The 16,838-nt window shown below is 46.1% G+C and carries 14 protein-coding genes; 10 read left to right on the forward strand and 4 right to left on the reverse strand.

The genetic code is table 11. The features are described from left to right. Positions 1-19: 19 nt before the first annotated feature. From trxB to D0T51_RS01815, 3 genes are all read right to left on the reverse strand, one after another. On the reverse strand, positions 20-973 hold the full coding sequence (gene trxB / locus D0T51_RS01805; protein ID WP_163724289.1) for a thioredoxin-disulfide reductase: 954 nt from the start codon (positions 971-973) through the stop codon (positions 20-22). An 88-nt stretch (positions 974-1,061) separates the two neighbouring features. Further along, positions 1,062-1,700, reverse strand: a complete 639-nt coding sequence (locus tag D0T51_RS01810; protein ID WP_163724291.1) for a LolA-like putative outer membrane lipoprotein chaperone — start codon at positions 1,698-1,700, stop codon at positions 1,062-1,064. Positions 1,701-1,743: 43 nt separating this feature from the next. After that, positions 1,744-4,188: a DNA translocase FtsK gene (locus D0T51_RS01815; RefSeq protein WP_163724294.1), complete on the reverse strand. Its 2,445-nt coding sequence runs from the start codon at positions 4,186-4,188 to the stop codon at positions 1,744-1,746. A 258-nt stretch (positions 4,189-4,446) separates the two neighbouring features. On the opposite strand from D0T51_RS01815, the gene D0T51_RS01820 reads away from it, so the two are divergent. Genes D0T51_RS01820 through D0T51_RS01830 form a run of 3 tightly spaced genes read left to right on the forward strand, consistent with a single transcriptional unit; the run spans position 4,447 to position 6,758 of the window. After that, entirely contained in the window at positions 4,447-4,995 is a 549-nt protein-coding gene (locus D0T51_RS01820; protein ID WP_163724296.1) for a DUF5063 domain-containing protein, read from the forward strand. After that, positions 4,992-5,573, forward strand: a complete 582-nt coding sequence (locus D0T51_RS01825; RefSeq protein WP_163724298.1) for a 3'-5' exonuclease — start codon at positions 4,992-4,994, stop codon at positions 5,571-5,573. The genes D0T51_RS01820 and D0T51_RS01825 overlap by 4 nt, the downstream gene beginning before the upstream one ends. Beyond that, positions 5,574-6,758 carry a class I SAM-dependent rRNA methyltransferase gene (locus D0T51_RS01830; RefSeq protein WP_163724300.1) on the forward strand — a complete coding sequence of 395 codons (1,185 nt, stop codon included), beginning with the start codon at positions 5,574-5,576 and terminating at the stop codon, positions 6,756-6,758. 297 nt (positions 6,759-7,055) lie between these two features. On the opposite strand, the gene D0T51_RS01835 is transcribed toward D0T51_RS01830, so the two are convergent. Further along, positions 7,056-7,322 carry a TIGR03905 family TSCPD domain-containing protein gene (locus tag D0T51_RS01835; protein ID WP_163724302.1) on the reverse strand — a complete coding sequence of 89 codons (267 nt, stop codon included), beginning with the start codon at positions 7,320-7,322 and terminating at the stop codon, positions 7,056-7,058. An 82-nt stretch (positions 7,323-7,404) separates the two neighbouring features. Here D0T51_RS01835 and D0T51_RS01840 point away from each other — a divergent pair, with 82 nt between their 5' ends. From D0T51_RS01840 to D0T51_RS01870, 7 genes are all read left to right on the forward strand, one after another. Continuing rightward, entirely contained in the window at positions 7,405-8,709 is a 1,305-nt protein-coding gene (locus tag D0T51_RS01840) for a folylpolyglutamate synthase/dihydrofolate synthase family protein (protein ID WP_163724304.1), read from the forward strand. 26 nt (positions 8,710-8,735) lie between these two features. After that, entirely contained in the window at positions 8,736-10,097 is a 1,362-nt protein-coding gene (locus D0T51_RS01845) for an MFS transporter (RefSeq protein WP_163724306.1), read from the forward strand. A gap of 3 nt (positions 10,098-10,100) precedes the next feature. Beyond that, entirely contained in the window at positions 10,101-10,913 is an 813-nt protein-coding gene (ispE, locus tag D0T51_RS01850) for a 4-(cytidine 5'-diphospho)-2-C-methyl-D-erythritol kinase (RefSeq protein WP_163724308.1), read from the forward strand. A gap of 41 nt (positions 10,914-10,954) precedes the next feature. Continuing rightward, on the forward strand, positions 10,955-12,787 hold the full coding sequence (locus D0T51_RS01855) for a YgiQ family radical SAM protein (protein WP_163724310.1): 1,833 nt from the start codon (positions 10,955-10,957) through the stop codon (positions 12,785-12,787). A 146-nt stretch (positions 12,788-12,933) separates the two neighbouring features. Beyond that, a complete protein-coding gene (locus tag D0T51_RS01860; RefSeq protein ID WP_163724311.1) occupies positions 12,934-14,961 on the forward strand; it encodes a transketolase in 2,028 nt (675 codons plus the stop codon). Further along, the gene (rpiB, locus tag D0T51_RS01865) at positions 14,962-15,393 is read left to right on the forward strand and encodes a ribose 5-phosphate isomerase B (RefSeq protein WP_163724313.1); all 432 of its coding nucleotides are present in this window, start codon (positions 14,962-14,964) and stop codon (positions 15,391-15,393) included. A gap of 76 nt (positions 15,394-15,469) precedes the next feature. Further along, positions 15,470-16,831 carry a dipeptidase gene (locus tag D0T51_RS01870; RefSeq protein WP_163724315.1) on the forward strand — a complete coding sequence of 454 codons (1,362 nt, stop codon included), beginning with the start codon at positions 15,470-15,472 and terminating at the stop codon, positions 16,829-16,831. The last annotated feature ends 7 nt before the right edge of the window (positions 16,832-16,838 follow it).

Consider the following 16,838-nt stretch of genomic DNA (forward strand, 5'->3'; position numbering starts at 1 on the left):
CGGATATTCTTTGCGATTATCACAAACCTTCTTCTAATAAATACCGTTCTGCTTCAATAGCTGCCATACATCCGGAGCCGGCAGCAGTAATCGCCTGACGGTACACAGGGTCAGCCACATCACCTGCTGCAAAAACACCCGGCACATTGGTACGCGGAGTACCCGGCACGGTCTTTATATACCCTGTTTCGTCCGTATGCAGCCAATCGGCAAAGATCTTTGCATTCGGAGTATGTCCGATAGCCAGGAAGAAACCGTCGATTTCTATATCCACCATCTCTTCGTCAGGTTCTCCTTTACGTTTGACCAGGTGGGCTCCTTCTACCCCGTTTACCCCGAAAAGACCGACCGCATTGTGTTCGAACAATACATTTATTTTAGGATGGGTAAATACACGTTCCTGCATGACTTTCGACGCACGCAGGAAGTTTTTACGCACGATGAGGTAGACCTTTTCAGCCAGAGAGGCAAGATACAATGCTTCTTCACAAGCCGTATCTCCTCCGCCTACTACAGCCACTTTCTTTTTCCGGTAAAAGAAACCGTCACAGGTAGCACAGGCAGATACGCCCATGCCTGCATATTTTGCTTCATCCGGTATGCCCAGGTATTTAGCTGTGGCTCCTGTAGCGATAATAACGGTATCTGCTTCCATGATCTTTTCTCCTTCGATAGTCACTTTATACGGCTTGGCCGAAAAGTCGGAAGAAGTAGCGATCCCGCTACGAATATCTGCACCAAAACGCTCCGCCTGCTTTCGCAGATCCTGCATCATGTCAAAACCGGTAATACCTTCCGGATAACCGGGGAAATTTTCAATATCTGTTGTTGTCGTTAATTGTCCTCCAGGTTGAATACCTTCATAAAGAACAGGACTCATATTGGCACGGGCAGCGTAGATTGCTGCTGTAAACCCTGCCGGTCCGGAGCCTATAATAAGGCAACGCACCTTTTCGTGGGATGGATGTTCCATGTATTCTAATTGTTAATTATTAATTACAAAGAGCTTTACTTGCTCTCTTTCTATTCTCTATTGGCCAGGGCCAATCTTTATTTCTTCCTTATCTTAAGTCTATCACTTCCGCATCCGGATATGCCTTTGCGTCAAAGACAAAGAAGGCATCGGCTTGATCTAAGCCGGTGGTCAGCTTATCTATCTGGATAGTCGTACGCGTTCCATTCTTTGCCTCTATCGTAATACGGGCAGGCAAAGAAGAGATCTTTTCTATTTGCAGGACGACTTTGACTATATCTTCTTTCTTTTTCGGGGTAAGTTCTACGTCATAGGCTGTCTTTCCGTTGGCCGCTGTACTCTCTCCCAGGTAGTTTGCCTTATACCCCTTCTTATACATACGTAACAAAAGCGTAGGGTTGCTCTGTTGCAGTTCCTCCCCCGAAGGTTCGGTCACATTCACCTCTCCCGTTCGTTCCGCATACGACCATTGGGTTTTTCCATCGTACCATACGTGCATATCCGGCGTCTGCCAGGTGAACTTATCCCCTTTTATTTGTATAACCCCTTCAAAACTCTCATTTATTTGTTGCGCCTCTCCCCGCACGTGCAAAGCGAAAGTGGCCGAGAGGCCATTTGCCTTTTCCCATACACCGGCAGCTTTATCCAGGATATCTGCGCCTTTCTGTGCAGAGGCTGAAAAGACTATACATACATATAAAACGACGAAACAGATTCTATTTTTCATATCCTTTTCTTCTTTAAACGGAAATAATCCAGTCTTCCCCTTCTTATTTCAAACTATTCAACAATTGCTCCAAAGAGTACTCATCTTGTATAAGTACCTGACGGGCTTTACTTCCTTCAAACGGCCCTACGATACCTGCCGCTTCCAACTGATCCATCAGCCGTCCGGCGCGGTTATATCCGATAGCAAATTTACGTTGAATAAGGGAAGTTGAGCCTTGTTGCTGAATCACTATCAGGCGTGCCGCTTCATCAAACAACGGATCCCGGTCCGTCAAGTCGACATTTCCCAATTTGTCTCCATCCCCTTCGCCTATATATTCGGGCAACAGATGCGCCGTAGGATAACCTACCTGCTGACCGATATATTCGGATATCTGTTCCACCTCCGGTGTATCGACAAAAGCACATTGCACACGAACCATATCACTTCCTTGTGAGAACAAGAGGTCACCCCGCCCGATCAGTTGATTGGCACCGGGCGAATCCAGGATGGTACGCGAGTCGATCATAGAAGAGACCCGGAATGCCATACGCGCCGGGAAGTTCGCTTTGATCGTTCCGGTAATGATATTGGTAGAAGGGCGTTGCGTGGCAATCACCATATGGATCCCCACCGCACGGGCTTTCTGCGCAATACGTGCGATAGGCAATTCGATTTCTTTGCCGGCTGTCATGATCAAGTCACCAAACTCATCAATGATAACCACAATATAGGGCATAAACCGGTGACCCTTCTCCGGATTCAAGCGGCGACTGATAAACTTCGCATTGTATTCTTTGATATTACGCGTATGCGCTTTCATCAACAAATCATAACGGTCGTCCATCTCTTTACAAAGAGAGTTCAACGTCTGAATAACCTTGGTAAAATCGGTAATAATAGCTTTTTCCGCATCCGGCAACTTCGCCAGGTAGTGGCGTTCGATCTCCGAATAAATACTGAACTCAACCATCTTTGGGTCGACAAGCACAAACTTCAGTTCCGACGGGTGCTTCTTATAAAGTAAAGAGGTAATAATCGCATTCAGACCGACTGACTTACCCTGCCCGGTAGCCCCAGCCACCAATAAGTGCGGCATTTTGCATAAGTCAAACATAAAGATCTCATTTGTGATCGTTTTACCCAGGGCGACAGGTAGATCGGCTTTACTCTCCTGGAATTTGCGGGAAGCAATGATCGATTGCATGGAGACAATCTGCGGATCTTTGTTAGGCACCTCAATACCAATCGTACCTTTACCCGGCATAGGAGCGATAATACGGATACCTAATGCCGAAAGGCTCAGGGCTATATCATCTTCCAGGTTCCGGATCTTGGCTATACGTACACCGGCATCAGGTATGACCTCATACAAAGTAATCGTTGGCCCTACCGTCGCTTTAATGGAGGCTATGCTAATGCCGAAATTCTCCAAGGTCTGTTTGATACGTCTCTGATTGGCTGTCTGCTCCTCCATATCCACCTCGTGATCTCCCGAGTCATACTTTTTCAATAAATCGAGGCTTGGGTTGCGGAAGCTCGACAGATCCAGTTTCGGATCATAGTCTCCCTGGGAAGATCCGTCAAACTGCTCATCATCCCCGACAGGCACTTCTATGGTAAAGGCCGGATTCTCTTCCATCTCCTCTTTCTCCTCCGCATCCGAAGAGATATATTCTTCTTCTTCGTCCGGCACGGTCACTTCAAAATGCTCCTCTTCCGAATCATAGACTTCAAATTCGGCTATCTCTCCTTCTGATTCATCCGTTTTCTCCGGCATAAACAGAGCTGTCTCTTCCTCCCGGGTACGAACATCCACCGACTGCCCTTCCATTTCCTCCTCTGCAACAATCTCTTTCTTGCGCTTCTTCAACCATCCGAAAGCAAAAAATTTCTGCAAAAAAGGAATCGTATGTTTACTTGTAAGAATAGCAATGATCAGGAAAGTACCAGCCAAAACCAAGATTGTCCCCGGCACTCCAATGTTATTTATCAATATCTCCGACCAGTAATACCCATGTTCTCCTCCCAGATAAAGAAAAGTATCTTCATATCCTTTGACAAAGACAAAACCAAAAAAGACTGACCCCAACACCATAGTAGCCGCACAGAAAAGAAAACGCCGAAGCAACGACACCTTATTCAACCGCATCAACTTAGCCCCCAAGGATCCAAGGAAAAACAAAAACACAAAAGAAGAAACACCGAATAACTTATTCATCAACAAGTTGGCCAGATAAGCCCCGCGTACCCCCGTCCAGTTACTCACCGATCCCCGGTTAGAGACCAGGTCGCTTACAGGTACATTTTCGATCTTACTCTGATCCGCCCCTCCCGTAAAAAAGAAAGAAATCAACGCAAGCCCTACGTATATTGTAAATAAACAAATGATTAATCCTGTAATATATCGGGTACGTTCATGGGTCAAAAAAGCCTTGATAGCCCCTGTTTTCTTTTCGCTTTTATCGGCATTTTTGGTATGCACGGTATTCTTTTTCTTTGCCATTATCACTTAATTATCCTGTACTTATTTGGTGTATTGGATGCTTCTTTCCATAAAGAACCAACAAAGGTAAACAGAATTATTGAAATATGCCTATATGTTTGATAAGGAGTTTCTATGCATTTATAGATGAGAGAGCCAGACTCTTGCCCTACAGAATCCCCTAAATATTCTAAAATGTGTTTAATCTAAAAGAAGTATTGGCCGGATAAGAATATATTTCTTACTTTTGTGCATCAAAGTGAGAAAATAAGTATCAAAGTGGAGAAGGAAAACAGCCCTGTTTACGCACGCAATACACTGGAATTTGTTACCGTAGCATTAGAGTTTTGCACATTGGCAGAGACAGCCGGACAAAGCGGTCGTTTCGAATTTGTGGACAAAGCCACGAAGTTATTGCCTCTACTCTACCTCAAAGCGGCCTTATTACCGGATATTCATCCGGAAGAGGATGCCGCCCCGGAGCAGATCGTTACCGAAGATTTGTACGAATCCATACGCAACCGGATTGCCGTTCTCTTAGGTGAAAAAGATACGTATCTGGAAACTTTTCATCCGGATATGCAATACAGCGATACCCCTATCGCTGCTTTTATCTCGGAAAATCTGGCGGATGTCTATCAAGATGTAGGCAACTTCGTCTCACTCTTCCGGCAAGGAAATGAAGAGGTGATGCAAGAAGCGATTGCTGTTTGCCGCTTCAACTTCCAGGATTATTGGGGACAACAAATATTAAACGCCTTGAAAGCATTACATGCCGCAAGATATGATGCGGATGAAAATTTAGATCTGAACGAAGACGAAGCATGACACATCCTTATGCCAATACAATAAGTAAAGAAGATATTGCCCAACTGGAGATAGAAGAATTCACTGGGCGGATCATACTTATTACGACCCCCCAAGACGCTGCCAAAGCGGTAGACTACCTGAAAATGTTTCCCCGCGTTGGGTTTGACACCGAAACACGTCCCAGCTTCAAAAAAGGACAGCGATACAAAATATCCCTGATGCAGATAGCTACCGAAGAGGCTTGTTTCCTTTTCCGGCTCAATCATATCGATATACCCAAGCCCCTCGAAGAGTTTCTGACAAACGATCAAATACTGAAAATAGGACTCTCCCTGCGCGACGACTTCAGTGCCATCCGCAAAAGGGTAGATATCACACCGACCAACTTCCTGGATCTGCAGAACTATGTACAGAAATTCGGCATAGAAGAAGCCAGCTTGCAAAAGATATATGCCATCCTTTTTAAGAAAAAAATCTCCAAAGGGCAACGGTTGACCAACTGGGATGCAGACGTCCTGACCGAGTCTCAACAAAAATATGCAGCTCTGGACGCCTGGGCATGCCTTCAAATTTATAATCAATTGAATCAAGTATAAATGAATTATACGAAAGTATTCCTCAGACCGAAAAAAGAAGAGTCTTTATTGCGTTTTCACCCCTGGGTCTTTTCCGGAGCTATCCAATCCATCGAAGGAAAACCGGAAGAAGGAGACCTGGTGGAAGTATACGGATCCAACAACCGCTTTTTAGCTGTTGGACATTACCAGATCGGAAGTATTGCCGTGCGCATACTTTCTTTTCGACCGATAACCATCGATGCTTCTTTCTGGACCGAACGCATCCGCACAGCCTACAACCTACGCCAGGCACTGGGTCTGGCCGGAGTGGAAAACAATAATACCTATCGCTTGATCCATGGCGAAGGAGATAACCTGCCCGGATTGATTATCGACATCTATGCCCATACTGCAGTAATGCAGGCACATGCTGTCGGCATGCACCATGCCCGCACGGAAATTGCCGAAGCCCTGAAAGAAGTCATGGGAGATGCCCTACACAATATCTATTACAAATCGGAAGCGACCCTTCCTTTCAAAGCCAACCTGACAAACGAAGACGGATATCTTCTGGGCGGACAAGAAGAGGATGTCGCCCTGGAAAACGGATTGAAATTCTACGTAGACTGGCAGAAAGGACAAAAAACAGGGTTCTTCGTTGACCAAAGAGAGAACCGTTCCCTCTTGGAACACTATGCCAAAGGACGTTCCGTTTTGAATATGTTCTGCTATACCGGAGGTTTTTCTTTCTACGCCATGCGGGGAGGTGCAACGGTAGTGCACTCGGTAGACAGCTCGGCCAAGGCTATTTCGTTGACAAACAAAAATGTTTCTTTGAATTTTCCGGATGATCCGCGGCACGCAGCCTATGCAGAAGACGCCTTCAAATACCTCGATAAAATGGGAGATAATTACGATTTAATCATATTAGATCCCCCCGCTTTTGCCAAACATAAAAATGTATTGCGCAATGCCCTGCAGGGATACCGAAAACTGAATGCGATCGCTTTTGAAAAAATCAAACCCGGAGGGATTCTCTTTACCTTTTCCTGCTCCCAGGTAGTCAGCAAGGAAAATTTCCGCTTGGCTGTATTCAGTGCAGCCGCCCAATCCGGACGAAGCGTACGCATCTTACACCAACTCACCCAACCGGCCGATCATCCGGTAAACATCTATCACCCCGAAGGCGAATACCTGAAAGGCTTGGTTTTATATGTAGAGTAATCGTTTGTTACTAACGAATACCCAATACCCTCATGCTACCTTTTATCTTTTTAAAGGGTAGCATTTTTTCATCCCTATATTCGTTTTTTCTTCAGTCATATGATAAGGAGAATTCTATTGCCGATGGGCTTCGACAATATTGCTGATGCCCATCGACAATATTGCTGAACAGCATCGTCTATATTGCCGATGCGCATCGGCAATAAAAAAACACCCTGTTCTTTGACTTGTTTTGAAAAGGGCCGCCCCTTTTAGCCTAAGAAGTCAAAGAACCAAAACATGCTGGATAAAAAGAAGTTATACTTTATTCATCAACCATTCTTTCAGTGCCTGAGCCAACTGATCGGGGCAAGAGGTATGCTTACGCCCGCAACAGATGCCTTCCAACCGGGCGATAGCCTCCTGCGCCGACATGCCTTTCAAGAGAGCGGCAAGCCCCAGGGAATTCCCGGCACATCCTTTGATTACCTTTACATTGGAGATTATCTGATCCTCCAGATCGATACATATTTGTGAAGAGCAAACGCCCCCTTTGGGCGTGTAACATATTTGTTGTTTATCCATCTTTCATTCTCCCTTTTTACTTGCGCAGTACAAAGGTATAAAATAAAATTAACTACATTTGTGCCAGTCAAAAAACAAGAGGATGACATATAAGGAAACATTGGATTATTTATATACAAGCACCCCTGTATTTCAACACAGTGGTGCTTCCGCTTATAAACCGGGACTCGACACATCCATCGCCTTGGATAAACTCCTGGACACCCCCCATCAATCCTACCAAACGATTCATGTCGCCGGAACGAACGGAAAAGGATCGGTCAGCCATCTATTAGCCGCCATCCTGAGACAAGCCGGTTATACTGTCGGATTATACACCTCCCCGCACCTGGTAGATTTCCGGGAGCGTATTCGCGTAAACGGCCAAAAGATCCCGGAACAATACGTTGTCGACTTCGTGGCTCGCTACCGAAGCCGTTTCGAACCGCTTCATCCTTCCTTTTTTGAGTTGACATCGACCCTGGCGTTTGCTTATTTCCGCGATTCCAACGTCGATTATGCCGTGATTGAGACCGGATTGGGAGGTCGCTTGGACAGCACCAATATCATTCATCCTATCCTGAGTATCATTACCAATATCAGCCCCGATCACACCCAATTCCTGGGAAACACAGAGAAAGAAATAGCCGGAGAGAAAGCGGGTATTATCAAACCGGGCATTCCTGTTGTCATCGGAGATGTGGAAGACGAAGATGTACGCGACATATTTACCCAAAAAGCCAAACAAACAGCCTCTCACCTCTACTTTTCCCTTTCTGAACAGCCTATAACCGAGGCTCACCTGGAAGAAAGCGGACATTGGAGATTCCAGACAAAAACATACGGTACTATCACCGGTGAATTGGGAGGTTCCGTGCAATGTAAAAACGCGGCAACAGTACTTACCGCTGTTCATGCCCTGATAGAAGAAGGCGTTTCCATCTCTCCGGAAGCGGTGAAAGAAGGATTCGCTCATGTGGTAGAATATACCGGACTGATGGGACGCTGGCAAAAACTACACACTAGCCCGAAGATTATTTGTGACACCGGACACAATAAAGGAGGCTGGCAATACCTGGCCTTTCAACTAAACGGAGAGAGCAAACATCACACGGCCTTGCGTATGGTGATTGGCTTTGTTAACGACAAAGACATAGACGGCATACTGGCTCTGATGCCCAAGGAGGCATTCTATTATTTCACCCAAGCCTCTATCGACAGAGCCCTGCCGGCAGAAGAAGTACAAGAAAAGGCTTCGCGTCACGGCCTGAGGGGAGAAATATATCCGACAGTGGGTGATGCCATCCAAAAAGCATTAACCGACTCTGACACCAGCGACTTCCTCTTCATCGGAGGCAGTACTTTTGTCGTCGCCGAAGCGATTCCTTTATTCAACAAACTCACTTGATAAAACAAATATTTAATAAAAGTATTATGACAGAACAAATTAAAAAGAAATTAAACGATTCCAAAGCAGCCCGCTGGACAGCACTGATTGTCGTATCGTTTACAATGATGTGTGGCTATTTCATTACCGATGTGATGGCTCCGTTGGAAGACCTGCTTTCACGCACCTATGGGTGGACGAGTACAGAATACGGCCTTTTCACCAGTGGATATGGCTGGTTCAATGTTTTCCTGCTTATGCTTATCCTGGGAGGTATCATCCTCGACAAGATGGGTGTGCGTTTTACCGGTCAAATGGCCTGTTTGTTAATGGTTGGCGGGGCCTTATTAAAAGCATATGCCGTATCCACCTATTTCCCCACAGGAGGTGTTATTTTCGGATTCAACTCACAGGTCGTATTGGCCGGGCTGGGCTTTGCTATTTTTGGCATGGGCGTAGAAATTGCCGGTATCACCGTCAGTAAAGTCATTGTCAAATGGTTTACCGGACACGAATTGGCCTTAGCCATGGGACTGCAGGTTGCCTTGGCGCGTATAGGAACCGCTTTTGCTTTGGGATTCAGTATGCCATTGGCCAAACACTTCGATTCCATCGCTGCTCCGGTACTGATCGGTGCCCTGTTGTTATGTATCGGTACATTGTCTTATTTCGTTTATTGCGTGATGGATAAAAAATTGGATACCTCTTTGGAAAACGCCTTGGATGGAGAAGCCGAAGAAGGGTTCAAACTCAGTGATATAAAGATGATCGTTACCAACAAAGGTTTCTGGTTGATCGCTTTCTTATGCGTCCTGTTTTATTCAGGTGTCTTCCCTTTCCTCAAATTTGCCACCAAACTGATGATTTATAAATACGGTGTAGAAGAAGGACTGGCCGGATATATCCCCAGCCTTTTACCTTTCGGCACCATCTTACTGACCCCGCTGTTTGGCTCTTTGTATGACCGCATCGGAAAAGGAGCTACTTTAATGTTGATCGGCTCCTTTATGTTGATCCTGGTTCACGGTCTTTTTGCTTTGCCGATCTTAAATGTATGGTGGTTTGCCACAATCATTATGGTGGTATTGGGTATTGCTTTCTCTTTGGTACCTTCGGCTATGTGGCCTTCTGTTCCGAAAATCATACCCCAGAAACAGTTGGGTACGGCCTATTCACTCATTTTCTATGTACAGAACTGGGGACTTATGGGTGTACCTTTGTTAATCGGTTGGGTGATCGACAAATATGCCAAACAGGAACTTCCTGATGGCAGTCTTTCATACGATTATACCGTACCGATGTGCATATTCACACTTTTCGGTGTATTGGCCGTAATCGTTGCTTTGTTGTTGAAAATAGAAGATAAGAAAAAAGGATACGGCCTGGAACTGCCGAACATCAAGAAATAATATATGATCTGTTTCCCCAATGCAAAAATAAACCTGGGACTGAACATTGTCAGTAAACGTCCCGACGGCTATCACAACATAGAAACCATATTCTATCCTGTTCCGGTAAAAGACGCGTTAGAGATCGTTCCGGCTATCGCAAACGAGTCCTTTACCCAAACAGGCATATCGGTTGACGGGCCGGCGGAAAACAACCTGGTAGTAAAAGCATTGGGGGCATTTCGTCAGAAATACACCATTCCACCGTTGGAGATCCACCTCTTAAAGGCCATCCCCTTTGGGGCAGGCTTAGGCGGAGGATCGGCGGATGCCGCCTTTATGTTGAAATTGGTCAACACCTATTGTGCCTTGGGACTGACCACCGAACAATTGGAAGAAATAGCCCAATCCATCGGGTCTGATTGTCCTTTCTTTATCCGGAACACCCCTGTCTTTGCTACGGGGACAGGCAATCTGTTCACCCCTATCTCCCTCTCTCTGAAAGGGTATCACTTCTGCCTGGTCAAACCCAACGTGACTGTTTCTACGCCGGAAGCCTATGCGTTGGTAAGTCCGAAAGCCCCTGTACTATCCTTACAGGAGATTATTCAAATGCCTGTATCTTCCTGGAAAGAGTATATGGTGAATGACTTTGAAGAAAGCGTATTTACACGCTACCCGGTGATTGCCGATTGGAAAGAGAAACTATACCAAGCCGGAGCCGTCTATGCCTCCATGTCCGGCTCGGGTTCTTCCGTTTTCGGGTTATTCGAAGAAGCCGTCTCTGTAAAAAACCTATTCCCCGATTCTTTCGTTTGGGAAGGAGTGCTGCCTTAAGGATTCATTTTCCTCCGGATAAATTTACTATCTTTGCCCCTATGAATTCATTTAAACCGGGGGATTGGTTACCGACGACCAAAAAAGAGGTCGAAATGCGGGGCTGGGATTATATCGATGTAATCCTGTTCAGTGGAGATGCCTATGTGGATCATCCCTCTTTTGGGGCAGCCGTCATTGGCCGAACCCTGGAGGCAGAAGGCCTTCGTGTAGCGATTGTACCTCAACCAGACTGGCGGGGGGACTTCCGTGATTTTAAAAAATTAGGAGTGCCAAGGCTTTTCTTCGGTGTCTCTCCGGGAGCGATGGATTCGATGATAAATCACTATACGGCCAACAAACGGCTGCGGAGCGACGATGCCTATACCCCGGACCGGCGAGCCGGCATGCGCCCCGACTATCCCAGCATTGTTTATACGAATATCCTCAAAGAGCTTTATCCGGAGACTCCCGTTGTCCTCGGTGGGATCGAAGCTTCTTTGCGTCGTTTGACACATTACGATTATTGGCAGGACAAGCTCAAACCGGGTATTCTTATTGAAAGTAAAGCCGACCTCCTGATCTATGGCATGGGGGAACAGCCTATAAAAGAATTGGTTCGCCGGTTGAAAAAAGGAGAACTCTTTCATACGATAAAAGACATTCCACAAACAGCATATAGAACCGAGAATATAGAAAAACAAAACGAAGACATATTACTCTTCTCGCATGAAGAATGCCTGAAAGATAAATTGAAACAGGCCAAAAACTTCCGGCATATAGAAGAAGAATCGAATAAATACCAGGCCTGTCGTATATTGCAACAGGTAGGCAAACAAACCATTATAGTCAATCCTCCCTTTCCACCGATGAGTGAGGCGGAAATCGATACTTCCTTCGACCTGCCCTATACCCGGTTGCCTCATCCCAAATACAAAGGCAAGGTCATTCCGGCATTTGAGATGATTAAGTTTTCCGTCAATGTGCACCGGGGCTGTTTCGGTGGCTGCGCTTTCTGTACGATATCCGCACACCAGGGTAAGTTTATTGCCTCACGCAGCAAAGAATCGATCTTAAAAGAGGTAAAAGCTATTACTAAAATGCCCGATTTCAAGGGATATTTAAGTGATTTAGGGGGACCATCGGCCAATATGTACCGGATGAAAGGAAAAGATCAGGATATATGCCGCCAATGCAAAAAGCCATCTTGTATTTCACCGGTTGTATGCAAGAACCTGGATGCTGACCATAGCCCTCTACTGGACCTATACAAAGAGGTCGATCGTCTGCCGGGAATAAAAAAATCGTTTATCGGTAGTGGGGTTCGTTATGACCTTTTGTTGCATCGGTATACGGACGAAAAACTAAATAAATCCGCCCAGGTATATACTCAGGAGCTCATAAGCCATCATGTTTCCGGCCGCCTCAAAGTAGCTCCCGAACATACACAGGCATCCGTTCTCAAGATCATGCGCAAACCCTCTTTTGAACAATTCGGGCAGTTCAAAAAGATATTCGACAAGGTAAACAGCCGGGAAGGACTGAATCAACAACTAATCCCCTACTTCATCTCCAGCCACCCGGGTTGTACGGAAGCAGATATGGCAGAGCTCGCCGTGATTACCAAAGGGCTTCACTTCCAACTGGAACAGGTACAGGACTTCACTCCTACGCCGATGACACTGGCTACCGAGATTTATTATACAGGCTATCATCCCTACACCTTAGAAAAGGTATACACCGCCCGGTCGGCCGAACAGAAACTGGCGCAACGTCAATTCTTTTTCTGGTACAAACCGGAGTTTCGCAAACAGATCACACTGGCTTTGCAACGCATTGGTAAAAAAGATCTTCTGCCCCGTCTTTTTCACTTTTCTCAACGAAAAAAGCAATAAGCACTTCCGCTGCCGATAGAACGCCATAGTGCGTGAGGTGCCAAAAAAGGAAAGACAGTTCACGGAATACGAATTGTTTAATTATTTCTTATGGCATATAGAAAGAGATTGACTATATTTGCGCGAAATATTAATAATTCATTTTTATGAACGACATAAAGTTAATGAACAAAGCAGCAGACAACATCCGCATTCTGGCTGCATCAATGGTTGAGAAAGCAAAATCCGGTCATCCGGGAGGCGCCATGGGGGGTGCTGATTTCGTTAATGTATTGTTCTCCGAATTTTTAATATATGATCCCAAGAATCCCCAATGGGAAGGGCGGGATCGCTTCTTCCTGGATCCGGGACATATGTCTCCTATGCTGTATGCCGTACTGGCTCTGACCGGTAAGTATACAATGGATGAACTGGCCATGTTCCGTCAATGGGGAAGCCCTACTCCCGGACATCCGGAATTGGATGTGATGCGTGGAGTAGAAAACACCTCCGGTCCTCTGGGACAAGGACACACCATGGCTGTTGGGGCCGCCATTGCTGCCAAATTCCTGAAAGCCCGTCTGGGTGAACAGATGAATCAAACGATCTACACCTTTATATCCGACGGAGGTATTCAGGAAGAAATATCTCAGGGAGCCGGGCGAACTGCCGGTACACTGGGGCTGGACAACCTGATCATGTTCTATGATGCAAACAATGTCCAACTTTCCACCACCGTTGAAGAGGTCACGACCGAAAATGTAGGTATGAAATACGAAGCCTGGGGATGGAAGGTTATCACTATCAATGGAAACGATGCGGATGCAATCCGCAAAGCCTTGATTGAGGCCAAAGCCGAATCTGCTCGTCCGACATTGATTATCGGCAACACACTCATGGGCAAAGGAGCTATGGGTGAAGATAAAAGCAGTTACGAAAACAAAGTCTCTACGCATGGACAACCTTTATCGGCTGCCGGTGCCTCTATCTCTGCAACAATAACGAATCTGGGAGGTGACCCGGAAAATCCTTTCCATATATTCCCGGAAGTAGTCGAGTTGTATGCCCAACGTGCCAAAGAACTGGAAACAATTGTCGGTGAGAAATATGCCGCCAAAGAAGCCTGGGCCAAAGCACATCCGGAATTAGCGGCTAAAATGACAAAATGGTTCTCCGGCGAAGTGCCTGCAATCAACTGGGAAGCCATCGAACAAAAAGCCAATCAGGCTACACGTGTCGCTTCGGCCACTGTATTGGGTATATTGGCTACCCAGGTTGAAAACATGATCTGTTCCTCCGCCGACCTGTCCAATTCGGACAAAACAGACGGATTCCTGAAGAAGACACATGCCTTCACCAAGGGGGATTTCAGTGGAGCTTTCTTCCAGGCCGGTGTATCTGAGTTGACAATGGCCAGCATTTGCCTGGGTATGTGTCTGCATGGAGGTGTTATAGCCGCCTGCGGTACCTTCTTTGTCTTCTCCGATTATATGAAACCTGTCTTCCGTTTGGCTGCTTTGATGGAACAACCCTTAAAGTTTATCTGGACTCACGATGCATTCCGCGTAGGAGAAGACGGACCGACCCATGAGCCAGTGGAACAAGAGGCACAGGTACGTCTGATGGAGAAACTGAAAAATCATAAAGGACGGAACTCTATGTTGGTTCTTCGTCCTGCCGATGTCACAGAAACGACTGTTGCCTGGAAGATGGCTATGGAGAACACGGTCTCTCCCACCGGTTTGATCTTTTCTCGTCAGAATGTAAACGACCTGCCGACCCAAGGAAATCGTTACCAAGAAGCGTTGCAGGCAGAAAAAGGAGCTTATATAGTAGACGAAGATCCCAACTGGGAAGTGATCCTGGTGGCCTCCGGATCGGAAGTATCCACCTTATTTGCCGGTGCCGCTTTGCTTCGTGCCGAAGGCATTAAGGTACGTATTGTCTCAGCTCCTTCAGAAGGATTGTTCCATAGTCAACCGGAAGCCTATCAGGAATCTATTATACCCAAAGGAAGTAAAGTGTTCGGCCTGACAGCCGGTTTGCCTGTAACGATCGAAGGATTGGTTGGAGCCAACGGTAAAGTTTGGGGATTAGAATCATTTGGTTTCTCTGCTCCATACACCGTATTGGACGAAAAGCTGGGCTTTACGGGAGAAAACGTATACAAGCAAGTAAAAGAACTTTTAGGATAAATGCATATGATAGGTTTATGTAGCGACCATGCCGGTTTCAAAACCAAGGAATTCATCAAACAATTACTTGATCAGAAGGGCTTACCTTATAAAGATTTCGGCACGTATTCAGAAGAAAGTTGTGACTATCCGGACTTTGCCCATCTGTTGGGCTACGCCCTGGAAAGAGGGGAAGTATACCCCGGCATCGCTGTTTGCGGATCTGGCGTTGGCATAAATATAGCCCTCAACAAACATCAGGGAGTACGGGCAGCCTTATGCTGGATGCCTGAGATAGCCCGTCTGTCACGTGCACATAATGATGCCAATGTATTGGTTATTCCCGGCCGTTTTACCAATAACAAAGAAACGACTGAAATCGTCGAAGCCTTTTTTAATACAGCTTTCGAAGGAGGCCGCCATCAAAAGCGGGTAGATAAAATTCCTTTATAAGACGAACAGAAGGCATAAAGTAAGACAAAGTCAATTATATTTGTATATTTGCAATGAATCAGATATACAAATTACCATGTCAGTAAAATCATACATTGAATCAAACAAAGAGCGTTTCTTAGAAGAGTTATTTTCACTGATTAGTATTCCTTCTATCAGTGCCAAACAAGAATATAAACCGGAAATGGAAGCCTGTGCCCAACGTTGGGTACAGGTTCTTCTTTCTTCGGGTGCCGACAAGGCAGTGGTTATGCCCACCCAAGGCAATCCGGTGGTCTATGGGGAAAGATTGATCTCACCCGATGCTCCGACGGTACTTGTATATGCGCATTATGACGTAATGCCGGCCGAACCATTCGACCTATGGAACAGCGATCCCTTTAAGGCAGAGATCCGCGACGGCCGTATCTGGGCACGTGGTGCCGATGATGACAAAGGCCAGGCCATGATGCAGGTCAAAGGTTTTGAAACCGCCTTAAAAGAGAATCTATTGCAATGCAACGTGAAGTTTATCTTTGAAGGAGAAGAAGAGATTGGCTCTCCCAGCCTGGAAGATTTTTGCAAAAAAAATAAAGAGTTACTGAAAGCCGATATCATCCTTGTTTCAGACACAAGCATGGTCAGTGCCGAAACACCCTCCCTGACTACCGGCTTACGTGGCTTGGCATACTGGGAGGTAGAGGTGACAGGACCGAACCGTGACTTACACTCGGGGCATTTCGGAGGTGCCGTGGCAAACCCCATCAATGTATTGTGCAAATTAATGGCCGATATAACAGATGCAAACGGCAGGATTACCATCCCCGGATTTTACGATGATGTAGAAGAGTTGTCTCCGGTGGAGCGTGATATGATTGCTCAGATCCCATTTGACGAACAGAAATACAAAGACTCCATCGGTGTAAAAGCGCTGTTGGGTGAAAAGGGATATTCTACCCTGGAGCGTAACAGTTGCCGTCCCTCCTTCGACATCTGTGGTATCTGGGGAGGATATACGGGTGAAGGCAGCAAGACGGTTCTTCCCTCCAAGGCATATGCCAAAGTATCCTGTCGCTTAGTTCCACATCAGGATCACGCAAAAATAAGTGACCTATTTGAAAAATATATGGCGTCTGTCGCGCCGGATTATGTAAATGTCAAAGTGAAACCCTCCCATGGCGGACAAGGCTATGTTTGTCCGATCGACATACCGGCCTATAAAGCGGCAGAAAAGGCTGTGGGCATTGCTTTTGGCAAAAAACCATTGGCGGTACGCCGGGGTGGAAGTATCCCCATCATCTCTACCTTCGAACAAGTGTTGGATATCAAGACGATCCTGATGGGATTCGGACTGGAACAAAATGCCATTCATTCCCCCAATGAAAGTTGTCGCCTGGATTTCTTTTATCAAGGAATAGAAGCTGTAGCTGAGTTTTACAGGGAATATACAGCCATATAACAACAGC

Source organism: Parabacteroides sp. 52, from assembly GCF_010500925.1.
GTDB lineage: Bacteria > Bacteroidota > Bacteroidia > Bacteroidales > Tannerellaceae > QVMG01.